The 23,369-nt window shown below is 67.6% G+C and carries 23 protein-coding genes; 13 read left to right on the plus strand and 10 right to left on the minus strand.

The window, feature by feature from the left end; translation table 11 throughout:
* Nucleotides 1–11 precede the first annotated feature (11 nt).
* The 4 genes from qcrC (at nucleotide 12) to ACZYZ7_RS24795 (ending at nucleotide 4,098) form a co-directional block, all read left to right on the plus strand.
* Nucleotides 12–845 carry a cytochrome bc1 complex diheme cytochrome c subunit gene (qcrC, locus tag ACZYZ7_RS24780; protein ID WP_463742141.1) on the plus strand — a complete coding sequence of 278 codons (834 nt, stop codon included), beginning with the start codon at nucleotides 12–14 and terminating at the stop codon, nucleotides 843–845.
* Nucleotides 842–2,008, plus strand: a complete 1,167-nt coding sequence (gene qcrA, locus ACZYZ7_RS24785) for a cytochrome bc1 complex Rieske iron-sulfur subunit (RefSeq protein ID WP_167857881.1) — start codon at nucleotides 842–844, stop codon at nucleotides 2,006–2,008. The genes qcrC and qcrA overlap by 4 nt, the downstream gene beginning before the upstream one ends.
* Nucleotides 2,005–3,642, plus strand: a complete 1,638-nt coding sequence (gene qcrB / locus ACZYZ7_RS24790; RefSeq protein ID WP_135455765.1) for a cytochrome bc1 complex cytochrome b subunit — start codon at nucleotides 2,005–2,007, stop codon at nucleotides 3,640–3,642. The genes qcrA and qcrB overlap by 4 nt, the downstream gene beginning before the upstream one ends.
* Before the next feature lie 237 nt (nucleotides 3,643–3,879).
* Nucleotides 3,880–4,098 carry a hypothetical protein gene (locus ACZYZ7_RS24795; protein ID WP_450070665.1) on the plus strand — a complete coding sequence of 73 codons (219 nt, stop codon included), beginning with the start codon at nucleotides 3,880–3,882 and terminating at the stop codon, nucleotides 4,096–4,098.
* Here the strand turns inward: ACZYZ7_RS24795 and lpqN are convergent.
* The 5 genes from lpqN to ctaC form a co-directional block, all read right to left on the minus strand.
* Nucleotides 4,088–4,750 carry an envelope biogenesis lipoprotein LpqN gene (gene lpqN / locus ACZYZ7_RS24800; RefSeq protein ID WP_463742036.1) on the minus strand — a complete coding sequence of 221 codons (663 nt, stop codon included), beginning with the start codon at nucleotides 4,748–4,750 and terminating at the stop codon, nucleotides 4,088–4,090. The genes ACZYZ7_RS24795 and lpqN overlap by 11 nt on opposite strands.
* A 113-nt stretch (nucleotides 4,751–4,863) precedes the next feature.
* Nucleotides 4,864–5,445: a DUF2561 family protein gene (locus ACZYZ7_RS24805; RefSeq protein ID WP_450070667.1), complete on the minus strand. Its 582-nt coding sequence runs from the start codon at nucleotides 5,443–5,445 to the stop codon at nucleotides 4,864–4,866.
* On the minus strand, nucleotides 5,445–6,323 hold the full coding sequence (locus ACZYZ7_RS24810; RefSeq protein WP_135455790.1) for an MmpS family transport accessory protein: 879 nt from the start codon (nucleotides 6,321–6,323) through the stop codon (nucleotides 5,445–5,447). Before ACZYZ7_RS24810 ends, ACZYZ7_RS24805 begins: the two co-directional genes overlap by 1 nt.
* A gap of 185 nt (nucleotides 6,324–6,508) precedes the next feature.
* Nucleotides 6,509–6,928: a cytochrome c oxidase subunit 4 gene (locus ACZYZ7_RS24815; protein ID WP_135455791.1), complete on the minus strand. Its 420-nt coding sequence runs from the start codon at nucleotides 6,926–6,928 to the stop codon at nucleotides 6,509–6,511.
* A 12-nt stretch (nucleotides 6,929–6,940) separates the two neighbouring features.
* Nucleotides 6,941–7,978, minus strand: a complete 1,038-nt coding sequence (ctaC, locus tag ACZYZ7_RS24820; protein ID WP_450070668.1) for an aa3-type cytochrome oxidase subunit II — start codon at nucleotides 7,976–7,978, stop codon at nucleotides 6,941–6,943.
* A 190-nt stretch (nucleotides 7,979–8,168) separates the two neighbouring features.
* Here ctaC and asnB point away from each other — a divergent pair, with 190 nt between their 5' ends.
* The gene (gene asnB, locus ACZYZ7_RS24825; RefSeq protein ID WP_463742037.1) at nucleotides 8,169–10,142 is read left to right on the plus strand and encodes an asparagine synthase (glutamine-hydrolyzing); all 1,974 of its coding nucleotides are present in this window, start codon (nucleotides 8,169–8,171) and stop codon (nucleotides 10,140–10,142) included.
* Nucleotides 10,143–10,233: 91 nt separating this feature from the next.
* Here asnB and ACZYZ7_RS24830 read toward each other — a convergent pair whose 3' ends face one another.
* Entirely contained in the window at nucleotides 10,234–11,208 is a 975-nt protein-coding gene (locus tag ACZYZ7_RS24830) for a carbohydrate kinase family protein (RefSeq protein WP_450070669.1), read from the minus strand.
* A 172-nt stretch (nucleotides 11,209–11,380) separates the two neighbouring features.
* Between ACZYZ7_RS24830 and ACZYZ7_RS24835 the strand changes: the two genes are divergently transcribed.
* Nucleotides 11,381–12,007 carry an Rv0361 family membrane protein gene (locus tag ACZYZ7_RS24835; protein ID WP_135455800.1) on the plus strand — a complete coding sequence of 209 codons (627 nt, stop codon included), beginning with the start codon at nucleotides 11,381–11,383 and terminating at the stop codon, nucleotides 12,005–12,007.
* Between the two features lie 20 nt (nucleotides 12,008–12,027).
* Here the strand turns inward: ACZYZ7_RS24835 and ACZYZ7_RS24840 are convergent, their stop codons facing one another.
* Nucleotides 12,028–12,384 (minus strand): HesB/IscA family protein, encoded by a 357-nt coding sequence (locus tag ACZYZ7_RS24840; protein WP_044523587.1) that lies wholly within the window; start codon nucleotides 12,382–12,384, stop codon nucleotides 12,028–12,030.
* A 154-nt stretch (nucleotides 12,385–12,538) separates the two neighbouring features.
* Between ACZYZ7_RS24840 and ACZYZ7_RS24845 the strand changes: the two genes are divergently transcribed.
* The 4 genes from ACZYZ7_RS24845 to ACZYZ7_RS24860 are packed head-to-tail and all read left to right on the plus strand — an operon-like array spanning nucleotide 12,539 to nucleotide 15,571.
* On the plus strand, nucleotides 12,539–13,225 hold the full coding sequence (locus ACZYZ7_RS24845) for a DUF3043 domain-containing protein (protein WP_450070670.1): 687 nt from the start codon (nucleotides 12,539–12,541) through the stop codon (nucleotides 13,223–13,225).
* 23 nt (nucleotides 13,226–13,248) lie between these two features.
* A complete protein-coding gene (locus tag ACZYZ7_RS24850; RefSeq protein ID WP_463742038.1) occupies nucleotides 13,249–13,791 on the plus strand; it encodes a bifunctional adenosylcobinamide kinase/adenosylcobinamide-phosphate guanylyltransferase in 543 nt (180 codons plus the stop codon).
* Nucleotides 13,788–14,849 (plus strand): nicotinate-nucleotide--dimethylbenzimidazole phosphoribosyltransferase, encoded by a 1,062-nt coding sequence (gene cobT, locus ACZYZ7_RS24855; RefSeq protein ID WP_463742039.1) that lies wholly within the window; start codon nucleotides 13,788–13,790, stop codon nucleotides 14,847–14,849. The genes ACZYZ7_RS24850 and cobT overlap by 4 nt, the downstream gene beginning before the upstream one ends.
* Complete coding sequence (locus tag ACZYZ7_RS24860; RefSeq protein WP_463742040.1) at nucleotides 14,846–15,571, plus strand: adenosylcobinamide-GDP ribazoletransferase; 726 nt, start codon at nucleotides 14,846–14,848, stop codon at nucleotides 15,569–15,571. Before cobT ends, ACZYZ7_RS24860 begins: the two co-directional genes overlap by 4 nt.
* Here the strand turns inward: ACZYZ7_RS24860 and ACZYZ7_RS24865 are convergent.
* The 3 genes from ACZYZ7_RS24865 to gcvT form a co-directional block, all read right to left on the minus strand.
* Complete coding sequence (locus ACZYZ7_RS24865; protein WP_450070674.1) at nucleotides 15,498–17,258, minus strand: autotransporter outer membrane beta-barrel domain-containing protein; 1,761 nt, start codon at nucleotides 17,256–17,258, stop codon at nucleotides 15,498–15,500. The genes ACZYZ7_RS24860 and ACZYZ7_RS24865 overlap by 74 nt on opposite strands.
* Before the next feature lie 73 nt (nucleotides 17,259–17,331).
* Nucleotides 17,332–18,438 carry a branched-chain amino acid aminotransferase gene (locus ACZYZ7_RS24870; RefSeq protein ID WP_135455815.1) on the minus strand — a complete coding sequence of 369 codons (1,107 nt, stop codon included), beginning with the start codon at nucleotides 18,436–18,438 and terminating at the stop codon, nucleotides 17,332–17,334.
* Nucleotides 18,439–18,461: 23 nt separating this feature from the next.
* Nucleotides 18,462–19,559 (minus strand): glycine cleavage system aminomethyltransferase GcvT, encoded by a 1,098-nt coding sequence (gcvT, locus tag ACZYZ7_RS24875; RefSeq protein ID WP_450070675.1) that lies wholly within the window; start codon nucleotides 19,557–19,559, stop codon nucleotides 18,462–18,464.
* A 54-nt stretch (nucleotides 19,560–19,613) separates the two neighbouring features.
* Between gcvT and ACZYZ7_RS24880 the strand changes: the two genes are divergently transcribed.
* From ACZYZ7_RS24880 to ACZYZ7_RS24890, 3 genes are read left to right on the plus strand one after another with little or no spacing between them, the layout of a single operon-like run.
* A complete protein-coding gene (locus ACZYZ7_RS24880; protein ID WP_286175063.1) occupies nucleotides 19,614–20,699 on the plus strand; it encodes an adenylate/guanylate cyclase domain-containing protein in 1,086 nt (361 codons plus the stop codon).
* 18 nt (nucleotides 20,700–20,717) lie between these two features.
* On the plus strand, nucleotides 20,718–21,800 hold the full coding sequence (locus ACZYZ7_RS24885; protein ID WP_463742041.1) for an adenylate/guanylate cyclase domain-containing protein: 1,083 nt from the start codon (nucleotides 20,718–20,720) through the stop codon (nucleotides 21,798–21,800).
* A gap of 10 nt (nucleotides 21,801–21,810) precedes the next feature.
* Nucleotides 21,811–23,331, plus strand: coding sequence for a leucyl aminopeptidase (locus ACZYZ7_RS24890; RefSeq protein WP_463742042.1), 1,521 nt, complete (start codon nucleotides 21,811–21,813; stop codon nucleotides 23,329–23,331).
* Nucleotides 23,332–23,369: the final 38 nt, after the last annotated feature.

Below are 23,369 nucleotides of genomic sequence, written 5' to 3' on the forward strand. Positions count from 1 at the left end.
TCGGCTGGCCGATGATCGACTCGATGAGAAGGGGTTCGATGACCAGCAAGTCGCGCCGACGACTGCGCCGACGACTGTCAGCAGGTCTCCTGCTGTTGGTCGGCCTGTCAGTCGCAGGTGGTGTTGCGGCCACGCTGACACCCACACCGCAGGTCGCAGTCGCCGACGAATCTCAGTCGGCACTGCTGCGCACGGGTAAGCAACTGTTCGAGACGTCGTGCGTGTCATGCCACGGCGCCAACCTGCAGGGTGTGCCCGACCGCGGGCCCAGCCTGATCGGCACCGGCGAGGCCGCGGTGTACTTCCAGGTCTCGACCGGTCGCATGCCCGCGATGCGCGGTGAGGCCCAGGCACCGTCCAAGCCCGAGCACTTCGACGAGAACCAGATCGACGCGCTCGGCGCGTTCGTTCAGGCCAACGGCGGCGGCCCGACGGTGATCCGCGACGAGAACGGCGCCATTGCCCAGGAGTCGCTGATCGGGTCCGACGTGGCCCGCGGCGCCGACCTGTTCCGGCTGAACTGCGCGTCCTGCCACAACTTCACCGGCAAGGGCGGCGCCCTGTCCTCCGGTAAGTACGCGCCGGACCTCGGTGACACCAAGCCGGCCCAGATCTACACCGCGATGCAGACGGGCCCGCAGAACATGCCCAAGTTCTCGGACCGTCAGCTGTCGCCGGAAGAGAAGCGCGACATCGTCGCCTACGTCCGCGAGTCGGCTGAGACTCCCAGCTACGGCGGCTACGGGCTCGGCGGCTTCGGCCCCGCTCCCGAGGGCATGGCGATGTGGATAATCGGAATGGTCGCCGCTATCGGCGTGGCAATGTGGATCGGGGCACGAGCATGACCGACAACGCACCGAAGATTCCCAGCGATGACGAGCTGGCTTCGATGTCGCGTGAGGACCTCGTTGAGCTCGGCGGCAAGATCGACGGCGTCGAGACCATCTTCAAGGAGCCGCGCTGGCCGGTCCCCGGCACCAAGGCCGAGAAGCGCACCGAGCGGCTGGTCGCGTACTGGCTCCTCCTTGGCGGGCTCTCGGGCCTGGCGCTGCTGCTGGTCTTCCTGTTCTGGCCGTGGGAGTACCAGCCCTTCGGTTCGGAGGGCGAGTTCCTCTACTCGCTGGCCACCCCGCTGTACGGCCTCACCTTCGGCCTGTCGATCCTGGCGATCGGCATCGGCGCGGTGCTGTTCCAGAAGAAGTTCATCCCCGAGGAGATCTCGGTCCAGGACCGCCATGACGGGCGCTCCCCCGAGCTGCACCGCAAGACCATCGCAGCCAACCTGACCGACGCTCTCGAAGGCTCGACCGTCAAGCGCCGCAAGCTGATCGGCTTGTCGCTGGGCATCGGCCTCGGCGCCTTCGGGGCCGGCACCCTGGTGGCCTTCATCGGCGGGTTGATCAAGAACCCGTGGAAGCCCGTGGTGCCCACCGCCGACGGCAAGAAGGCCGTGTTGTGGACCTCGGGGTGGACGCCCCGGTTCCACGGCGAGACCATCTACCTGGCCCGCGCGACGGGTCGGCCCGGCTCATCTCCGTTCGTGAAGATGCGGCCCGAGGATCTCGACGCCGGTGGCATGGAAACCGTCTTCCCCTGGCGGGAGTCGGACGGCGACGGCACCACCGTCGAGTCCGAGCATCACCTGACCACGATCTCGATGGGTGTCCGCAACCCGGTCATGTTGATCCGCATCAAGCCGGCCGACATGCCCCGCGTGGTCAAGCGGAAGGGCCAGGAGAGCTTCAACTTTGGTGAGCTGTTCGCCTACACCAAGGTCTGCTCGCACCTGGGCTGCCCCTCGTCGCTGTACGAGCAGCAGACCTACCGCATCCTTTGCCCGTGCCACCAGTCGCAGTTCGACGCGTTGCACTTCGCAAAGCCCATATTCGGTCCGGCTGCGCGCGCGTTGGCGCAGCTGCCCATCACCATCGACAAAGACGGCTACCTGGTCGCCAACGGCGACTTCGTAGAGCCCGTCGGACCGGCATTCTGGGAGCGCAAATCATGAGCCCTGACCTTGCCAAGATCGCAGCGGCACAAGGCGATGCGATCGATTCCCGTTACCACCCCTCGGCCGCGGTACGCCGCCAGCTGAACAAGGTGTTCCCCACCCACTGGTCCTTCCTGCTGGGTGAGATCGCGCTGTACAGCTTCATCGTGCTGCTGATCACCGGTGTCTGGTTGACGTTGTTCTTCGATCCGTCGATGGCACACGTCACCTACGACGGTGTGTACCAACCGCTTCGGGGCGTTCAGATGTCGCGGGCCTACGAGTCCGCGCTGCAGATCAGCTTCGAGGTGCGCGGCGGGTTGTTCGTCCGCCAGATCCACCACTGGGCCGCACTGATGTTCGCCGCGTCGATCATGGTGCACATGGCGCGCATCTTCTTCACCGGTGCGTTCCGCCGCCCGCGTGAGGCCAACTGGGTGATCGGCTCGCTGCTGCTCATCCTGGCGATGTTCGAGGGTTACTTCGGCTACTCGCTGCCCGACGACCTGCTGTCCGGCATCGGCCTGCGCGCCGCGCTGTCCTCGATCACCCTGGGCATGCCGATCATCGGAACCTGGCTGCACTGGGCGCTGTTCGGTGGGGACTTCCCCGGCGAGATCCTGATCCCGCGTCTGTACGCACTGCACATCCTGCTGATCCCGGGCATCATCCTGGCCCTCATCGGCGCACACATGGCGCTGGTGTGGTTCCAGAAGCACACCCAGTTCCCCGGCCCCGGCCGCACCGAGCACAACGTGGTCGGCGTGCGCGTCATGCCGGTGTTCGCGGTGAAGTCCGGCGCGTTCTTCGCGATGATCACCGGTGTGCTCGGCCTCATGGGCGGACTGCTGACGATCAACCCGATCTGGAATCTGGGCCCGTACAAGCCGTCTCAGATCTCGGCGGGTAGCCAGCCCGACTTCTACATGATGTGGACCGAAGGCCTGGCGCGTATCTGGCCGGCCTGGGAGTTCTACCCCTTCGGCCACACCATCCCCGCGGTGGTCTGGGTCGCGTTGATCATGGGCGGTGTCTTCGGTCTGCTGATCGCCTACCCCTTCATCGAGAGGAAGGTCACCGGCGACGACGCACACCACAACCTGTTGCAGCGTCCGCGCGACGTGCCGGTGCGTACCGCGATCGGTTCCATGGCGATCGCGTTCTACATGGTGCTGACCCTGGCCGCGATGAACGACATCATCGCGCTCAAGTTCCACATCTCGCTGAACGCGACCACGTGGATCGGCCGTATCGGCATGGTGGTGCTGCCGGGCATCGTGTACTTCATCGCTTACCGGTGGGCAATCTCGTTGCAGCGCAGCGACCGTGCGGTTCTGGAGCACGGCATCGAGACCGGCATCATCAAGCGCCTGCCGCACGGTGCCTACGTCGAGCTGCACCAGCCGCTGGGACCGGTCGACGACCATGGTCACCCGATCCCGCTGGAGTACCAGGGTGCCGCCCTGCCGAAACGGATGAACAAGCTCGGTTCGGCCGGCTCACCCGGCACCGGCAGCTTCTTGTTCGCCGATCCGGCGGTCGAGCACGACGCGCTCACCGAGGCTGCACACGCCTCCGAGCACAAGGCCCTGACCGCTCTGCGCGAACAGCAGGAGCGAAATGGCAACGGGGAGACCAACGGTCATCACTGACCACTCCCCTAGCTCGAACAATCGCCGCAACCTCTTCGAGAGGTTGCGGCGATTGTCTTTTATGCGGAGGTGCGGAGGTGCGGAGCCGGCTACGACAACGGCTACGGCCAGGTGCCCTTGGGTCCTGAACGCGGTGCAGGCCCGGCGGGTGGATAGGACGTCCTCAGCGCCGAGCCCGGAATCGGAGTGTTCTGCAGAGCACCGAGGCACAGGCCCACACGCCCTGGCAGGCAAGGGATGTTGCCCGAGCCGCCCAAACTGTTGCTCGGGCTGTTCTCCGACCAGCAGACGCCGGTGGTCGGGTCCAGGGTGCTTCCGCCCGGACAGGGAGCCGCCGTCGCCGACGGTGCTGCCCCAAGGAACGCGGAGGCCAGCATGGTGCTGCACAGAGTCGCCAACAGGAGCTCGGATGCCCTGGTTCGGATCTTCATGTCGATGGTCTCCGCTACGGGGTGATCTTGGTCTGCGCGTCGATGATCTTGGCTGCGTCGATCACCACGTCCTTCTGCCCTTCTGGGGCATCAGCGTTGAGCTGCAGCACGAACAATGCGTCGTTGCCGGGGATGACCACGGTCTTCTGGGCGATCACCCGGGCTTCGCCGTCGTGGCTGTAGGTGCCGGCTGACCGGATCGCCTCGAAGCCACCCAACGTGGACTTCTCAGGATCCATGACCGACTTGTAGTCCGGCAGGTTCTGCGTCATCCCGGGGGCGTACTCCAGGACCTCGGCCGCGTCCACGTCGCCGGTCAGCTTCGATGCGATGGCGATGATGGCAGGTGGATCGGCCGGATCCGCCGGTTTGTCGTAGACGATGGCACCGTAGGCCCAGGCGGGCGTCTTGTCCCCCGCGCTACTCCAGTCCGGCGGGAACGGGAAGTCGAAATCCGGTGTGCCGGGGTCGTTGGGCTTGAACGGCGTCTCGGCGATCTTGTTCTCGGTGATGTAGTCGTTGATCGTCTTCTGTGGACCGGTGATGTTCGGCCGCTCCGCCGCGGCGCTCGTGGTTGTCGCGGCGGAGGTCGTCGACTCGGTCTTGGTCTCGGTCCCACAACCGACGAGCGAGACGCTCACTCCCACCGTCACCAAGCCCGCCAAGAGCTTTCTCATGCGCGGCCTCGCCTTCCGTGTCGTTGGCCCATGTCCGCATCTGGACATCGAGGCTACGACCGGCCGGCGCCTTTCGCGGCAAAACCCGCAATGCTGGCCGGCGTCGCGCGAGCTCAGGACGCCGACGCGCCGAGCTGACGCAGCGCCACGATCGGCAGCGCGATGATGCCCGCCGTGACGAGCCCGGCCAATCCGTAGAGGCACCAGGCCGCCACATTGCTGCCGGTGGCCATCAGATAGGTCGCCAGCCCGATGGCCGCGGTCCCCAGGCCGATGGCGCAGACGACCGCCAAGGTAAACCGCAGCCAGATCGCATCGGCGGCCGCTGCGGCCGCACCGTCGCCCGCGGTGTAGCGGCTCATCGCGACGGGCGCGGCACGGTAGCTGCCCCCGATCGGGCGCGGCGAGCGGGCCGGGGGCTGGGGCCGGCGTCCGGGCTGGCGGTTGTCAGCCTGGGCCCGGGCCCGCAGCAGCAATGGCACGGCTCCGGCGATCACCACCACGGACAGGCCGATCACGGTATAGAGCACCCATGGGGTGTCAGCACTTTCCGCGCCCTGCGGGTGACTGCGCCCCAGGTCCACCAGGGCAACGACAGCGGCGACCCCGGCACCCAGCGCGGCGAGCCACACCGCGGCGCATGCGCCCAGCAAAACCCGGTCGGTGTTGTCGAGTTCGCTGATCGGCCCGGACATCAGCAGGCAGTCTGTGCCGAGTTGTTGGCGTTCGACGACAGCACGGTTCCGTCGCTGGCCGTGATCGAGCAGTTCAGCCTGCTGACCAGGAACAGGCTGGACGCCTCGACCGATCCCACATCCGAGTTGGAGATCGGGGTCATTGTGAAGGTCCACGGGATGTACACGTTGCGCAGGGTGCGGCGGTTTCCGTTCCCGTCGACATAGGTGATCGTGATGATGTCACCCGGGGCCTTGGTACCCGTCACCGAGTAGGTGACCTGACGTGGTCCGGCGTGGGTCGTGGTGGTGGTCGGCGGTGCCGTCGTGGTGCTCGGGGCCGGCGCAGGGGCCTCGCTGGACGGCCCAGGCACGGGAGGCGGCGGCTCGGTGACCGTCACGGTCTCCGGGGGCGGCGGAGGCGGTAGTTCCTCCGACGTCGGAGGGGGCGGAGGCGGCGGCGGAGGGGTCGTCGTCGTGATCTCGTCCTGCACCGGCGGCGCCGACGTGGTGGTACTCGGCTGTGGGGTGGCCAGGTTGGTGGTGTCGTCCTCTCGGGTCACCAGCACGGCCACCGAAGCCACCAGGGCGACCGCCGCGACGATCGCCGTGATGCCGACCACCCACGGCCAGCGCGGCGGCGGGGTGGTGTCGACGAGTTCGGTCGCGGGGTCGTAGTCGTCGTAGTCGTAGAGCGCCACGTCGGCAGGCACGTACGGCCCGCTGGTGAACTGCTCCGACTCCGGCGCGGAGTACGCCTGCGAGTAGAAATCCGTCTCGTCGCCATCCGCATCGGCACCGGCGACCTGAGTCGGCTCCTCGGGTGCAGAGTGTTTTCCGGGTTGATCCGGCAAATCAGAACCGGAGGCACCCGGTTCCGGGGGATTCGGCCCGCTCATCTACGCCTATCCTTCTCGACAACTTCACTGCCACGCGGAACGAACGAAACCGTTCGCTGGTGACAGTGCCCCGGCAACATTACCGAACGAGGTGAAGCCGGCGAGTCCGGCGCTGCCGGTGGCGGATGAAGTGACGGCCCGATTGTGACCTCGGTGAGGCCACAATCGGCACGTCGTCGGACGGGTCAGTGCTTCTCAGGACCCCAGTAGTACTCGAAGACCAGGCCACCGACCGCCATCAGCACGAAGCAGATACCGGCGACCATCAACCAGGGCAGCCACAGGGCGGTGCCCACAGCGGCGACGGAGAAGGACAGCGCGATCAGGATCGGCCACCAGCTGTGCGGCGAGTAGAAACCCAGTTCCCCTGCGCCATCGCTGATCTCGGCGTCTTCGTAGTCCTCGGGGCGGGTGTCGAGACGACGCGCCACGAAGCGGAAGAACGTACCGGTGATCAAGGTCAGGCCGGTGGTGAGCGTGAGCGCGGTGGTACCGGCCCACTCGACACCACCGGTGGCGAACATCGCCGTCAAAACGCCGTAGACCACCGCCGACAAGGCGAAGAACGCCGTGAGGATCTCGAACAGTCGAGCTTCAATATGCATTGCGTGTAGCCCCTACTTGCTCGCCTGCGGTGCCTGTTCACCGCGTCGGGTGTCGAACGGGTGCGTGGTGATGGCCACCGGATCCTGGTGGATCGCCGTCAACGCCTCGGCATTGGTCTTACCCGCGTTGCGCTGGTCGATGTAGGCCTTGAAGTCATTGGGCTCGACGACCCGGACCTCGAAGTTCATCATCGAGTGGTAGGTGCCGCACATCTCGGTGCAACGCCCCACGAACGCGCCGGTCTGCTCGATCTCGCTGACCTGGAAGATGTTGTCCGAGTGGTTGGCCGCCGGGTCGGGCATCACGTCGCGCTTGAAGAGGAACTCCGGCACCCAGAACCCGTGGATCACGTCCGCGGAGTTGAGCTGGAACTCGACGCGCTTGCCGACCGGGAGCACCAGAACCGGGATCTCGGTGGAGGTGCCCAGCGTCTCGATCTTGTCGAAGTTCAGGTAGGTGCGGTCCTCGGGGTTGAGGCCGTGCACCGCACCGACGCGCTCGTTGCCGTGCTCGTCCTTGCCCTCGGGCTTGGACGTCATCGCAGCCTTGCGCTGTTCGTCGGCACCGTCGTACTTGAATGTGCCGTCGGCGTAATTGATCTTCTGGTAGCCGAACTTCCAGTTCCACTGGAAGGCGGTCACGTCGATGACGACCTCAGGGTTGGGATCCTTGTGCAGCATCCGTTCCTGGACCACCACGGTGAAGTAGAACAGCACCGAGATGATGAGGAACGGGATGACCGTCAGCACCAGCTCCAGCGGCATGTTGTAGCCGAACTGGCGCGGCAGCTCGGTATCGCCCTTCTTCTTCCGGTGGAACGCACTCGACCAGAAGATCAGGGCCCACACGATGGCGCCCACCACGAAGGACGCAATCACGGAGCCGATCCACAGCTCTCGGTTGAGTTTGCCCTCCGGAGTGATTCCGGTCGGCCAACCGAGCGCGAGTGCGTCCTGCCAGCTGCAGCCGCTCAGCAAGAGCGCTGAGCCACCCAGGACAATTGTCAACAACGCCGCTCGGGCCACCTTCTTAAGCCCGCGAGGTGTCACGTTGGCGCCTCCTAGATCGGTATTTCGCGACCGCGACGGGTCGTTGTTTTGCGAATACTACGCAGCGTAGACCACGCCGGTCCACGGGAGCGAAGCGACTCGGGAATGGCGTCGCGACAAGAGTTGAACGACTGGGGCAACGGCCCGGGTGGTGGTCTCGTCGACCCGCCGGATCAGACATACTGGCGCGGTGTGCGGACTGCTCGCCTTGGTAACTGCCCCTTCCGAATCCACCCGGGGTGACATCTCCCCCGAGACCGGATCGCGGCTGGTCGACGCGGTGGCGAACGCTTCCCACCTGATGCGTCACCGGGGCCCCGACGAGCCCGGCACCTGGGCTGACACCGGCGACGGACACGACGGCACCGTGGTCCTCGGCTTCAACCGGCTGTCGATCATCGACATCGCGCACAGCCATCAGCCGTTGCGGTGGGGACCTGCTGATGCGCCGGACCGCTACGTGCTGGTCTTCAACGGCGAGATCTACAACTACGTCGAATTACGGGAAGTACTGCGCTCCGAACATGGTGCGGTATTTCACACCGACGGCGACGGCGAGGCCATCGTGGCGGCCTACCACTACTGGGGAACTGAGGCGCTGAATCGCCTTCGCGGCATGTTCGCGTTCGCGTTGTGGGACACCGTCGAGCGCGAATTGTTCTGCGCCAGGGACCCGTTCGGCATCAAGCCGCTGTTCATGGCCACCGGGCCGGGCGGTACCGCGTTCGGCAGCGAGAAGAAGTCCCTGCTGGACCTTGCCGATGTTCTGAAGCTCGATCTCGACCTCGACGCGCGGGCCGTGCAGCACTACACGGTGCTGCAGTACGTGCCCGAACCCGAGACGCTGCACCGCGGCATCCGCCGGCTGGAGTCGGGCAGCTACGCACGGATGAAGCCCGGCGGCCGCCCCGAGGTGACGCGCTACTTCGTTCCCAAGTTCAATGCGGTGCCGTTCGCCAAGGGTGCCGAGCAGTCCCGCTACGACGAGATCACCGCCGCCCTAGAGGATTCGGTCGCCAAGCACATGCGGGCCGATGTGACGGTCGGCGCGTTCCTGTCCGGTGGCATCGACTCGACGGCCACCGCGGCACTGGCGATGCGGCACAACCCCCGGCTGATCACCTTCACCACCGGCTTCGAGCGTGAGGGCTTCTCCGAGGTGGACGTGGCCGTCGCGTCCGCCGAAGCCATCGGCGCCCGGCACGTCACCAAGGTGGTCAGCCAGGCCGAATTCGTCGAGGCGCTCCCCGAGATCGTCTGGTACCTGGACGAGCCGGTGGCCGACCCGGCCCTGGTTCCGCTGTTCTTCATCGCCCGCGAGGCGCGCAAGCACGTCAAGGTGGTGCTGTCCGGCGAGGGAGCCGACGAGCTGTTCGGCGGCTACACCATCTACCGGGAACCGTTGTCGCTGAAGCCGTTCGACTATCTGCCACGTCCGGTGCGCAAGTCACTGCGCAAGGTGTCGAAGCCGCTGCCGGAGGGCATGCGCGGCAAGAGCCTGCTGCACCGCGGTTCGCTCACGCTCGAGGAGCGCTACTACGGCAATGCGCGCAGCTTCTCCGACGAGCAGCTGCGCGCGGTCCTGCCGGGCTTCCGGCCGGAATGGACGCACACCGACGTCACCGCCCCGTTGTACGCCGAGTCGCAGGGCTGGGATCCGGTGGCCCGCATGCAGCACATCGATCTGTTCACCTGGCTGCGCGGCGACATCCTGGTCAAAGCCGACAAGATCACCATGGCCAACTCACTGGAGCTGCGGGTGCCGTTCCTGGACCCCGAGGTGTTCGCGGTGGCCTCGCGGTTGCCGGTCGATCAGAAGATCACCCGCTCGACGACCAAGTACGCGCTGCGGCGCGCGCTGGAGCCGATCATCCCGGCCCATGTGCTGAACCGGCCCAAGCTGGGCTTTCCCGTGCCGATCCGGCACTGGCTGCGGGCCGGCGAGCTGATGGACTGGGCCTACGCCATGACGGCGTCATCCGGAGCCGGGGAGTACGTCGATCTCGCCGCCGTGCGCATCATGCTCGACGAGCACCGCAACGGCGTCAGCGATCACAGCCGCCGGTTGTGGACCGTGCTGATCTTCATGCTGTGGCACGCCATCTTCGTGGAGCACAGCGTGACCCCGCAGATCTCCGAACCGCACTACCCGGTCCAGCTCTAACCGCGAACAGTCCCCCGCAAGCGGGTGGAGCCCCCAGCAGAATCGCCCCGAAACCGTGGTTTCGGGGCGATTCTCTATCGGTTCGACCGGATCAGGCCAGAGCTTTGCCGATCTCGGCGCCTGCCTCTGCCCCGTAGGCATCGGTCAGGCGCTGCACGGCTTCGGCCGCGTCCCAGGTCCATTCCTGCGGACCCGTCGACTCCAGGACCAGCACCGCGACCAGCGACGCCAGCTGGGCGGAGCGCTCAAGGCCCAGTCCGGCGCTGCGTCCGGTGAGGAAGCCGGCGCGGAACGCGTCGCCGATACCGGTGGGGTCGGCCTGATGCTTCTCGGGCACCACATCGACGTGCACGAACGTGCCGTCCGAGCTGACCAGGTCGACGCCCTTGGCGCCCAGCGTGGTGACGCGCATGCCGATCTGGCTCATCACCTGGGCCTCGCTCCACCCCGACTTCTGCAGCAGCAGATCCCATTCGTAGTCGTTGGTGAACAGGTAGGCGGCACCGTTGATGAGCTTGCGGATCTCCTCACCGGACAGCCGGGCCAGCTGCTGCGAGGGGTCGGCGGCGAAGGCCAGGCCGAGCTTGCGGCACTCCTCGGTGTGCAGGAACATCGCTTCGGGATCGTTGGCGCCGATGATCACCAGTTCCGGCTTGCCCACCCGGTCCACCAGATCGGCCAGGGCGATGTTGCGTGCCTCCGACATGGCGCCGGGGTAGAACGAGGCGATCTGGGCCATGTCCTCGTCGGTGGTGCAGACGAAGCGCGCGGTGTAGGCGCTCTCGGAGATCAGCACGTTGCCGCAGTCGACGTTGGCGCCCTCCAGCCAGGTGCGGTACTCACCGAAATCCTGACCGGCGGCGCCGACCAGCGCGACGTCACCGCCGAGGATGCCGATCGCGAAGGCCATGTTGCCTGCCACGCCCCCGCGGTGGATCACCAGATCGTCGACCAGGAAGCTCAGCGACACCTTCTGCAGGTGGTCGGCCAGCAGTTGCTCGGAGAATTTGCCCGGGAACCGCATCAGGTGGTCGGTTGCGATGGATCCGGTAACTGCGATGGTCACGTGGTGTCACCCCTCATTTCGTTAAGTCGGCTACATAACAGTACCCGCGCGGCCCGGCGGCGATCTGCGCGCACGGTCGCACGTCGCGGGTTGCGCTAACCTGCGTATAACCGTATTCCCGGTCACCGTAGACGGCTGACCAACCTCCAGAACACGCGGGGAGCGCCAATTAATGACTGGTTCTTACCAGTACCCCGAGCAGACTCCGCCTCTCCCATATCCCGAGCAGGTGTCGTCCACGCCGTCCGCGTATCCCGGGACGCTGCCGCCGCCGGTGCCGTACCCGACACGGCGGCGCTGGCCCAAGATCCTGGCGGGGCTGCTGGTGGTGGTCGCGCTTGGAGGTGTGTTGACCGCGGTGCTGGTAGCCGGGCGTCGCAGTCCCGCCGCGCCGGTGGTGGTCTCCGACGCCCGGGCCGAGGCCGCGATCCAGGAATACCTCAACGCGCTGCTCGACGGGGATGAGGAAGCCGTTGCGCGGCACACCCTGTGCGGGCTGTACGACGGGGTCAGGGACCGCAAGGCCGATCTCGCGGTGGCCGGCCTGGCCAGCGACGCTTTCCGCAAACAGTTCAGCCAGGTCGAGGTGACCGGGATCGACGCGAACGTGCCGTGGTCCACCACGCAGACTCAGGTGTTGTTCACCATGCGGGTCGCACCGGCCAGCGGGTCAACACGCGGGCAACGCCCTGTCGATGAGCAACAGCAGGGCGTGGCGCAGCTATTGGTGAAACGAGACGGGAAAAACGAGCAGGTTCTGGTGTGCTCGTACGTGCTACGCACCAGCGGTCAGTACTGACCGCTGGTCGTCAGCTCACGTCAGTTGAAGGAGTCGCCGCAGGCGCAGGAGCCGGTGGCGTTCGGGTTGTCGATCGTGAAGCCCTGCTTCTCGATGGAGTCGACGAAGTCGATGGTGGCGCCCTGGATGTACGGCGCGCTCATCCGGTCCACGACCAGCTTGACACCGCCGAACTCGCTGGTGAGGTCACCGTCGAGGGTGCGGTCGTCGAAGAACAGGTTGTAGCGCAGGCCGGCACAGCCGCCCGGCTGCACCGCGATACGCAGCGCGAGGTCGTCGCGGCCTTCCTGGTCCAGCAGCGCCTTCGCCTTCGTCGCCGCAGCGTCGGACAGGGTCGCACCGTGGGTTTCGGTGGTGCTGGCGTCCTGAACAGTCATAGCTCTCCCTAAGGATCCCGGGGCATCGAGGAAACGCGTGGATGTACCGCGCGTCTACTACCTCAACGGTACCTTGTTCCGACGCTATTCCCGACTTATCCACAGGCCGGGGCATGTGACCGGGCCACCTGCGGCGGGCAGTAACCTGGCTGGCGTGAAGCTGCTGGGCCGTAAGAAGGACAACGAAGGCGAACCCGCCGGGACCGACCAGGTCACGAGCGTCGACGGGGCCGCCGAATCGACAGCCGGCGGCGCCGCCCCGAGCACCGCCCCCAAGGGCAGGCCGACGCCCAAGCGGAGCGAGGCCACCAAGCGGCGCGGCCCGGTCGCGCCCGCACCCCTGACGTCTGCCGAGGCACGTCAGCGCCGTAAGGAGCTGCGCGGGCCGAAGCTGTCCAAGGAGGAGCGCAAGATCGAGCGGCTCACCCGCCGCGCCGATATGGCCGACCGCCGCGAGAAGATGATGGCCGGCGATGAGTCCTATCTGCTCCCCCGCGACAAGGGTCCGGTGCGCCGCTATGTCCGCGACATCGTCGACTCCCGCCGCAACGTGCTGGGCCTGTTCATGCCCGCCGCCCTGGCGATGATCTTCTTCATGCTCGCGCTGCCCTCGCTGAAGTTCCAGCAGATGCTGTCCTACGCGATGCTGATCCTGGTGGTCATCATGCTGATCGACGGGTTGATCGTCGGCCGCAAGGTGAACCACATGGTGGACGAGAAGTTCCCCGGGAACACCGAAAGTGGTTGGAAACTGGGGCTTTACGCGGCCAGCCGGGCGTCGCAGCTGCGCCGCATGCGGGCGCCGCGGCCCGTCGTCGAGCGCGGCGCCAAGATCTCTTGATGCCGCGTCAGGCGGGCTGAGAAGTGCGCACACTGGTGCTCGGCGGCATCCGCTCCGGTAAATCCCAGTGGGCCGAAGCGGCCGCGGCGCACACCGCCGGCGACGGCGTGCCCGTGCGTTACCTGGCCACCGGCCCCGCCGCTGACGGCGATCCGGCCTGGGCTCAGCGCGTGGGTGCGCATCAGGCTCGTCGTCCCGCGCACTGGCGCACCGTCGAGACCTGTGATCTCGTGGCGGCTCTGACTGCCGACCCGCAGGAACCTGACACCGCGACACTCGTCGACGACATCGGTGGCTGGCTGACGGCGACCATGGACCGGATCGGTGCGTGGACCGGTGCACCCGTGGGCCCCGAGGTCGACGCGCTGGTCAAGGCGGTGGACGCTTTCACCGCTCCCCTGGTCCTCGTCAGCCCCGAGGTCGGGCTGACCGTTGTCCCCGCCACCGAGGCAGGACGCCGGTTCGCCGACGAACTGGGCACGGTCAACCAACGCCTGGCCGCGGTGTGCGACCACGTGGTGCTGGTGGTGGCCGGCCAACCGCTCACGGTGAAGGAGCCTTCATGACCGAATTCGATGCGGCCTTCGACCCGGTCACCGCCCCGGACGCCGACGTCGCCACGGAGGCGCGGGCCCGTCAGACCCGGCTCACCAAGCCGCCCGGCTCCCTGGGCCGCCTCGAGGAACTTTCGATCTGGGCGGCCTCGTGCCAGGGCGTATGCCCGCCGCAGCCGCTCACCCGGGCGCGGGTGGTGGTTTTCGCCGCGGACCACGGGGTCACGGCCGCGGGGGTATCGGCGTTCCCGTCCGCGGTGACCGGCCAGATGGTGGCCAACTTCGACGCGGGCGGTGCCGCGATCAACGTGCTGGCCGAGGTGGCCGGCGCCACCGTGCGCGTGGCCGACATCGCCGTCGACTGCGACGAGCCGCTCTCCCCCGCGATCGGTGCCCACAAGGTGCGCCGCAGTTCGGGCAACATCGCGGTCGAAGATGCACTCAGCGAAGACGAAGCGGTCGCTGCAATTTCAGCAGGGCGCCAGATCGCCGACGACGAGGTCGACGCCGGCGCCGACCTTCTCATCGCAGGCGATATGGGAATCGGAAATACCACGGCGGCAACGACTTTGGTGGCCGCTCTGACCGGTGCCGAGCCAGTTGTGGTGGTGGGCCGCGGCACCGGCATCGACGACCTCGGCTGGATGCGCAAGGCCGGCGCCGTACGGGACGCGCTGTACCGGGCCCGCGACGTGACGCGCGATCCGCTGGGACTGCTGCGGGTGTGCGGGGGCGCAGACCTGGCTGCCATGGCCGGGTTCCTGGCCCAGGCCGCCGTCCGGCGCACCCCGGTGCTGCTGGACGGCTTGGTGGTGACGGCGGCGGCCCTGGTGGCCGAGGAGTTGGCGCCGGGTGCGCGGGCCTGGTGGCAGGCCGGGCACCGGTCGACCGAGCCGGCCCACAGCCTGGCGCTGTCACACCTGCGGCTCGAGCCGATCGTCGACCTCGGCATGCGGCTGGGCGAGGGCACCGGCGCCGCGGTGGCGTTGCCGATCGTGCGGGCCGCCATCGCCACCCTGGCCTCGATGGCCACCTTCGACGAAGCCGGAATCTCCGAAGAGACACCATGATTGGCGCACTCGGCGGGGCGTTCGCATTCGGCACGGTGTTGCCGGTACGAACTTCGGCCGGCGTCGGGCGGGGTGCACTCACGGCCCTGCCTGTGGTCGGGCTGGCGCTCGGCGGGCTGGCGGCCGCGGTCGTGGCAGGTGGCCAGTGGGCGTTCGGCACCGGCAGTGCACTGCCCGGCCTACTGGCGGTGGCCGCGCTCCTGCTGGCCACCCGCGGGCTGCACATCGACGGGTTCTGCGACACCATCGACGGTCTGGGCTGCTACGGCCCGCCGGAACGGGCACTGGCGGTCATGCGCGACGGTTCGGCCGGACCCTTCGGTGTCGCCGCGGTGATCGTTGTGATCGGTTGTCAGACACTGGCATTCAATCAACTCAACACGGTAGGCATCATCGTCGCCGTCACTGCCGGCCGCGTTGCCGCGGTCCTCGCCTGTCGACGTTCGGTGCCCGCGGCCGCCGGCAGCTCACTGGGCGGCGCCGTGGCGGCCACCCAGCCGGCCGCCGTGGTGGCGGGCTGGGTGATCGCCGTCGCCGCACTGGCCGCATGGGCGGGCCCCCGGCTGTGGCAGGGCCCGGTCGTGGTGCTGGTCGCGGTGGGCGCTTCGGCGCTGCTGGTCGCCCACTGCGTGCGACGGTTCGGCGGCATCACCGGCGACGTACTCGGCGCGAGTGTCGAGGTGACGACGACGATCGTCGCGCTCGGGTTGGCGATTGGCTGACCTGCGGACGAATCGCCTCCACCGCGTCACGCACGGCTTGCCACTGCTCCTGCAGTTCGGCGCGTCCGACTGTCGGCGGGGGTAGCTCCGGGACTGCACCCAACCGCTTCTCCGCACGCCGTCGATCGGCGGCCCACGTCGCGCCGAGCACGCGCCGGGCCCTGCTCAGGTACCCGATCAGTTTCTGGCCGGGCGCCGCGCTCAGGTCTGCGGGCAGCCGCTCGGCCCAGTCGCTCAGTTCCGGCGGAACCACCTGGGCGACCCGCGCCGGCGGGGCCGGATGCAGTGCCACCGCCTTGGGCCCGAACAGTTCGGGATGCAGGTACTTACCGCGCTCGCCGTCGGGCTTGCGCTGCTCGGGGGTGACCCGATTCGCTTCGGCCCAGGCATCTTTGCGCACCCCGGTGACCTGCCAGCACACCTTGACCCGACCGGTGTCGGTGGCGATCGTGAACGCATTGTCCGTGATCTCCTCGGAGACCACCGCCTGGCTGAACGTACCGACCACGGTGAGCTGGTAGCGGAAGTCCCGGTTGAGCGCCTCGAAGTACGGCGGCAGCTTCACCCGCGCCCGCCCGGACCGGTCCGTGGTCACGGTGCCGCTGTAGATGTTGAGCATGTCCGGGGACTCGACGAAGGAATGCGACAGGTACCGGTTCGCCGGATCGGCCGGGTGATCGACGGTGAACCCGCCACCGCTCTTGCTGAGGAAACCCGTCACCCGCACCCGGCCCACGAACAGCCCGGCGAAGCCGTTGGCGCTTTGACCGCGGACCGCTGCCACGTCGGGGTTGCGCCGGGTGTCGGCGAAAGTGAAGCCCTCGACCCCGTTTCCGATCACGCTGAGCCCGGAGACCCCGCCGCCGGGATGGGTGGAGAAATGCACGCCGGACACCCCGTGACCGGAACCGGTCGTGAGGCCGGCGGTGCCGTCCGAGGACAGGCTGACTCCGCGCACCCCCACCTGGTCGTCGCTACTGCCCCGCACCCCGGTACCGCTGTGGCTGTGCCCGGCGACCCCGGCCCCGGTCGAGTCCGCGACGACGTGCAAGCCGGACACCCCGGAGACCCCGACCCCGTAGGTGAGACCGGCGATGGCATCGGTCGTCTGGCTGACGCCGTACACACCCGGACCGTTGCTGCTGGTGCCCAGCACGCCCATGGTGTTGTCGCCGGTGCCGAATACGCCTGGGGCGCTACCACCGTCGGCGAAGCTGATGCCCATGACGCCGGCATTGTCACCACTCGTGCCACGCACCCCGAAACCATCGATACTGCTGCCGATCACCCCGGTCGCGCCACCCACGAAGCCGGTGACTCCGTTGCCTCCGGTGGTGCTGGAACCGAATACCCCGTGTGAATCGTCGGTGGGACTGAAGGTCACGCCGAGCAGCCCCGACGCGGTGGAGCTGCGCGCCAAAACACCTGGCGCCTGCAAACTTTCGCCCACAACGCCGTTGCCGGCGGGGCTGCGGCCCACCACACCCGGCCCGTCGGCGCCGTGGCCCTCGACACCGGCCGGCGGATCGATGAACACGGTGGTGCCGCTCGGCAATACCCCACTGCTGCCGAACACGCCGCCACCGATATCGGAATCCCCCCACACGCCGACCGGCACCGGGGTGCCGTTCTCGTCGACCGGTTGCTGCCCGCTGTTGGCCGGATCGAATCCCGCTACCAGTGCCATGACGGCCTCCCTCGATTGATGGCGCAGGTCAGATCAATTCTGCGCGCGCCTCAAATCGTTCGGGGAGAAACCGCTAGTTCAGCCGGGCCATCCAGCCATGGGTATCGGCGAAGGTGCCCCGCTGAATCCCGGTCAGGGTGTCGCGCAGCGCCATGGTGATCTCGCCCGGTTGCCCGTCGGCGATGGTGAACTCGCCGTCCGCGTACTTGACGTGCGAGACCGGGGTGATCACGGCGGCGGTACCGCAGGCGAACACCTCGGTGATCTCGCCCGCCGCGGCCTTCTTCTGCCATTCGGCGACGTCGATCTTGCGTTCCTCGACCGCGAAACCGGCGTCGGTGGCCAACTGCAGCAAGGAATCCCGCGTGATACCCGGCAACAGCGAACCGGACAGCTCGGGCGTGACGAGGCGGGCCGAACCGCCGCTGCCGAAGACGAAGAACAGGTTCATCCCGCCCATCTCTTCGACGTAGCGACGCTCGAGCGCGTCCAGCCACACCACCTGATCGCACCCGTTGTCGGCGGCCTGCGCCTGCGCGAGCAGAGATGCGGCGTAGTTGCCGCCGAACTTGGCCGCGCCGGTGCCACCGGGTGAGGCGCGCACGTACTCATGCGACAGCCACACGCTGACCGGCTTGATGCCGCCCTTGAAGTACGCCCCCGCCGGTGAGCCGATCACCAGGTAGCGGTACTCGCCGGCCGGGCGCACGCCCAGGCCGGGTTCGGTGGCGATGACGAACGGCCGTAGATACAGCGACTCCTCACCGCCGGCCGCGGGCACCCACTTCTCGTCGACCGCGATGAGCTGGCGCAGCGATTCGATGAACACGTCCTCGGGAAGTTCCGGGATGGCCAGCCGCCGCGATGAGGCCTGCAGCCGCGCCGCGTTGGACTCCGGCCGGAACGTCACGATCGAGCCGTCCGCCCAGCGGTACGCCTTGAGCCCTTCGAACACTTCCTGCGCGTAGTGCAGAACGATGGCCGAGGGGTCGAGCTCGATCGGCCCGTACGGGATCACCTGCGCGTCGTGCCAGCCCTGCCCGGCGGTGTAGTCGATGGCCACCATGTGGTCGGTGTGGTACTTGCCGAAGCCCGGGTTGGCCAGAATGGATTCGCGTACCGCATCGGTCTCCGGATTCGCGTTGGCTGAAACCGTGAACTCGAGATGGCCGCTAGTCATGCAAGCGATTGTATCGTCCGAGGCTAACGTGTTTTCGGGGCCACGAACGGTGGCTTGACCACTTCACATTCAACGGCGCGGCCACGCACGTCCACACTCACCCGCTGCCCGTCGGCGATGTCGGCGGCGGTGTCGATGAGCGCCAGCGCGATACCGACTTTCAGTGACGGCGAGAACGTCCCCGACGTCGTTGTGCCGATGCGGGTGTCTCCGTCGAGCACCGCAAGATCGGCGCGCAGCACCCCGCGGCCGACGGCCTTGAGTCCACGCAGCACCCGGGCCGGGCCGGCCTCCTTCTCGGCCAGCAGCGCGTCGCGCCCCCAGAACGCATCCTTCTTCCACCCGATCGCCCAGCCGCAGCGGGCCTGCAGCGGCGAGATGTCCAGTGACAGCTCATGGCCGTGCAGTGGGTAGCCCATCTCGGTGCGCAGCGTGTCACGGGCGCCCAGGCCCGCGGGTTCGCCGCCGGCCGCGCGCACGGCCGCCACCAGGGCGTCGAACACCACGCCGGCGCGGTCCCAGGCCGGCAGCAGCTCATAGCCGTGTTCGCCGGTGTAGCCGGTGCGGCACACCCGCACGAACACGCCGTCGTACTCGGCGTCGGCATAGCCCATGTAGTCCATCTCGGTGGGCAGCCCCAGCTCAGCGAGCACCTCGGCGGATTTCGGTCCCTGCACCGCCAGCACCGCATACGAGCGGTGTTCGTCGGTGATGGTCAGCCCGTCGGGGGCGTTCTTGCGCAGTTCGGCGACCACGGCCGCGGTGTTGGCGGCGTTGGGCACCAGGAAGATCTCGTCGTCGGAGACGTAGTAGGCGATCAGGTCATCGATAACACCCCCGGACTCGGTGCAGCACAGGGTGTACTGCGCCTTGCCCGGTCCGATCCGGTTCAGGTCGTTGGTGAGGGCCGAGTTGACGTAGGCGGCCGCCCCCGGACCTTTGACCAGCGCTTTTCCGAGGTGGCTGACGTCGAAGAGGCCGACGTTGTCGCGCGTGGCGTTGTGTTCGGAGACAGTCCCGGCGTAGGACACCGGCATCAGCCAGCCACCGAATTCGGCGAAACTGGCCCCCAGTTCGCGGTGGCGGTCTTCCAACGGTCCGTGCAGCAGGTCGTCACTCACGGTTTCACCCTAATCTGCACGCCTAACCGGACCACCAAACTGCACACTGGTCTTGTGGTCGATTTCGATGCACTGGCCGCCGCCGGGATCACCGATGCGCGGGACCGCGCCCCGCTCATCGAATACCTCGACGGTCTGGGTTTCACCGCCGAGCAGATGATCGAGGCCGAGTCCCGCGGCCGATTGTTCGGGCTGGCCGGCGACGTCCTGCAGTGGTCGGGGCCGCCGGAATACTGTCTGGCCGACGTGGCCGCCGAGATCGACCTCCCGCTGGAAGATGTCCAGCGGGCGTGGGCCGCACTGGGCCTGACGGTGGCCGGCTGCGATGTGAAGACCCTCAGCCGGGCCGATTTGGATGCGTTGCGCACCTGGGCGGAGTTGCGGGTGCTGGTCGGTGATGTCGAGGCCACCGGTCTGCTGCGCGTGATCGGCTCGGGTATGGCCCGGTTGGCCGAAACGCTGTCGTCGATGGGCCGGGCCAGCACCCCCGACATCCAGCTCGACGTCAGCCGTGACGAGCTGACCACGGCCAGGGCCTACCGGGCCGCCGCCGGGTTCATCCCGCGGATCGGCTTGATGATCGATGCGGTGCACCGCCACCATATGATGAGTGCGCGCACCTACTTCGAACACGTGATCCGTGACGGCTCTTCGAATGTGGTGTGCGGCATCGGTTTTGCCGATCTTTCCGGGTTCACCGCACTCACCCAGATGCTGACCGCCGCCGAACTGTCGGCACTGCTCAACGAATTCAGCGCCACCAGCACCGAGATCGTGCACGCCGCCGACTGCCGCGTGGTGAAGTTCATCGGGGACGCCATCATGTGGGTCGGCTCCGAACCCGCCGAACTGGTGCAGGTCGCCGTCGACCTGGTGACCCACCCCCGGGCCGCCGAGACCAGCCTGCAGGTGCGGGCCGGAGTCGATTTCGGCGAGGTGCTGGCCTTTGGTGGCGATTATTTCGGCACTCCGGTGAATCGGGCGGCCCGCCTCGTGGCCGCCGCCGACCCCAGCCAGGTCCTGGTGTCCGAGCCGCTGCGTGAGCTCCTCGACGGACAGGCGTTCGCCCCGCCTCGCTCACTGACACTCAAGGGTTTCGCCACACCGGTCACGGCGTATCCGCTGCGTCTGCCGCGCTGACGGATTCGAGGAGGGCGCGTGGTCGACCTGAACGCGTTGGAAGCCGCGGGGATAGCCGATGCGCGACAACGCGCCGAGCTGATCGAATATCTGTCCGGTCTCGGCTTCTCCGTCGACGACATGGTCGAGGCCGAGCGTCGTGGGCGCCTGTTCGGCCTCGCGGGGGACGCCATCAGGCGCCCCGGGCCACCGACCTACAGCCTGCGCAGTGCCGCCGCCGTACTCGGGCTGCCGCTCGACGACGTCGGACAGTTCTGGGCCGCGCTGGACCTGGGTGTCCCTGATCCCGACGACGTCACGTTGACCGAAGCGGATTTCGACGCCCTGGCAACCTGCGCCGCAATGCGGGCGCGACTGGGCGACGACGGTGGCCTGTTGCGACTCATCGCTAGTGCAATGACCCGGTTGGCAGAGGCGGAGACGACGCTACTGCGAACCTCTCGTCCCGATTTCTGGATCACCCGCAGCCACGACGAGCTCACCACGGCACGGGCCTGGCGCGAAGTGGCCGAGTTGATTCCACGCATCGGGGCCCTGCTCGACACCGTTCATCGGCATCAGACGACGCGTCCCCGGCTGTTCGAGAGCGTCACGCTCAATCCCGCGGGCAGCGTCACATGTGGCGTCGGATTCGCCGATCTCTCGGGATTCACCGCACTCACCCATGTGCTCTCCCCCGCGGAACTGTCGACCCTGCTCAACGGTTTCAACGCCGCCGTCACCGATGTGATGCACGCCGGAGACAGCCGCGTGGTGAAGTTCATCGGCGACGCCGCGATGTGGGTCAGTTCGACCCCTGACCGTCTGGTGCAAACCGCCGCCGACCTCGTCGAAGACCCGCGCACGCAGAAGGCCGGGCTCCAAGTCCGGGCGGGACTCAGCTACGGCGAAGTCCTTGCGATCGGAGGCGACTACTTCGGCGATACGGTGAACCTGGCCGCGCGATTGGTGGCCGCCGCGTCACCAGGGCAGATCCTCGCTGCGCCGGAGGTCCGCGCAGCGCTGCCGGACTGGCCTGCTGTCGCACAAGATCCGTTGACCCTCAAGGGCTTCGACGAGCCTGTCACGACCTACGACATGAGTGGTTGCGACCGTAGCTAGGCTGAGGCGTGTGAGCCCCGCAAATCCCGGTTACCAGGTTCCCAACGTCACCGTCAGCGCGTCGCTGCCCAAACGCAAGACTGACGCCGTACTGATCGTTCCCGTGGTCAGTGGACAGGATGACGACGCAACCGCCACCGTCGTCGGCAACCCCTTCCTCGACGCCGAGGCGATCGGCGAGATCGAGGTCGCGCTCGAGGCACTCGGCGCGAAGGGCGGCACCGACCAGGTCACCAGGGTGCTGGCGCCGTCACTCCCGGTCGCCAGCGTGCTGACCGTCGGCCTGGGCAAGCCGCGCGACGAGTGGCCGTCCGACGTGATCCGCCGGGCCGCCGGCACCGCCGCACGGTCGTTGAACGGCACCGAGACGGTCATCACCACGTTGTCCGACATCGATCTGGAAGCCGCCGTCGAGGGCCTGATCCTGGGCGCCTACCGCTTCAGCGACTTCCGCAGCGCCAAGACCGCGCCCAAGGACGCCGGCCTGACCACGATCACCGCACTGACAGCCGACACCAAGGCGGCGACCAAGAACCTGGCTCAGCGCGCAGCGGACATCGCGTCGGCGGTGGCCACGGCCCGCGATTTCGTGAACACCCCGCCCAGCCATCTGTTCCCCGATGAATTCGCCAAGCGGGCAAAGGCTTTGGGTGAGGCCGCCGGGCTTGAGGTCGAAGTGCTCGACGACAAGGCCCTGACCAAGGCGGGCTACGGCGGCATCGTGGGGGTCGGCAAGGGATCCTCGCGCCCGCCGCGTCTGGTCCGGTTGACCCACCGGGGCGGCACCAAGAAGAGCAAGCGCGTCGCGCTGGTCGGCAAGGGCATCACGTTCGACACCGGCGGCATCTCGATCAAGCCGGCCGCCAACATGCATCACATGACCTCGGACATGGGCGGCGCCGCGGCGGTGATCGCGACCGTGGTGCTGGCCGCCAAGCAGAACCTGCCGATCGAGGTCATCGCGACCGTGCCGATGGCCGAGAACATGCCGTCGGCGACCGCGCAGCGTCCGGGCGACGTGCTCACGCAGTACGGCGGGATCACCGTCGAGGTGCTCAACACCGACGCCGAGGGCCGGCTGATCCTGGCCGACGCGATCGTGCGGGCCTGCGAGGACGACCCGGACTACCTGATCGAGACCTCGACGCTGACCGGCGCCCAGACCGTCGCGCTGGGTTCCCGCACGCCGGGCGTGATGGGCAGCGAAGAGTTCCGCGACCGGGTCGCGACGCTGTCTCAGTCCGTCGGTGAAAACGGTTGGGCGATGCCACTTCCCGAGGAACTGAAGGACGACCTGAAGTCCACGGTGGCAGACCTGGCCAACGTCAGCGGATCACGCTACGCCGGGATGCTGGTGGCCGGAACCTACCTGCGCGAGTTCGTCGCCGACGGGGTCGAGTGGACGCACATCGATGTCGCCGCTCCGGCCTACAACACCGGCGGGCCATGGGGTTACACACCCAAGGGCGGCACCGGCGTGCCGACCCGCACGATGTTCGCGGTCCTCGAGGACATCGCAGTGAACGGCTGATTGAGACACAGCGGCGAACGGCTGTAGACGGTGGGCCC

Source organism: Mycobacterium sp. IDUB_17 (assembly GCF_055419465.1).

Coding starts and splice junctions, on each gene's coding strand:
- qcrC (WP_463742141.1), top strand. CDS start 12: ATGATCGACTCGATGAGAAGGGGTTCGATGACCAGCAAGTCGCGCCGA.
- qcrA (WP_167857881.1), top strand. CDS start 842: ATGACCGACAACGCACCGAAGATTCCCAGCGATGACGAGCTGGCTTCG.
- qcrB (WP_135455765.1), top strand. CDS start 2,005: ATGAGCCCTGACCTTGCCAAGATCGCAGCGGCACAAGGCGATGCGATC.
- ACZYZ7_RS24795 (WP_450070665.1), top strand. CDS start 3,880: ATGTTGCCCGAGCCGCCCAAACTGTTGCTCGGGCTGTTCTCCGACCAG.
- lpqN (WP_463742036.1), bottom strand. CDS start 4,750: ATGAGAAAGCTCTTGGCGGGCTTGGTGACGGTGGGAGTGAGCGTCTCG.
- ACZYZ7_RS24805 (WP_450070667.1), bottom strand. CDS start 5,445: ATGTCCGGGCCGATCAGCGAACTCGACAACACCGACCGGGTTTTGCTG.
- ACZYZ7_RS24810 (WP_135455790.1), bottom strand. CDS start 6,323: ATGAGCGGGCCGAATCCCCCGGAACCGGGTGCCTCCGGTTCTGATTTG.
- ACZYZ7_RS24815 (WP_135455791.1), bottom strand. CDS start 6,928: ATGCATATTGAAGCTCGACTGTTCGAGATCCTCACGGCGTTCTTCGCC.
- ACZYZ7_RS24835 (WP_135455800.1), top strand. CDS start 11,381: ATGACTGGTTCTTACCAGTACCCCGAGCAGACTCCGCCTCTCCCATAT.
- ACZYZ7_RS24840 (WP_044523587.1), bottom strand. CDS start 12,384: ATGACTGTTCAGGACGCCAGCACCACCGAAACCCACGGTGCGACCCTG.
- cobT (WP_463742039.1), top strand. CDS start 13,788: ATGACCGAATTCGATGCGGCCTTCGACCCGGTCACCGCCCCGGACGCC.
- ACZYZ7_RS24860 (WP_463742040.1), top strand. CDS start 14,846: ATGATTGGCGCACTCGGCGGGGCGTTCGCATTCGGCACGGTGTTGCCG.
- ACZYZ7_RS24865 (WP_450070674.1), bottom strand. CDS start 17,258: ATGGCACTGGTAGCGGGATTCGATCCGGCCAACAGCGGGCAGCAACCG.
- ACZYZ7_RS24870 (WP_135455815.1), bottom strand. CDS start 18,438: ATGACTAGCGGCCATCTCGAGTTCACGGTTTCAGCCAACGCGAATCCG.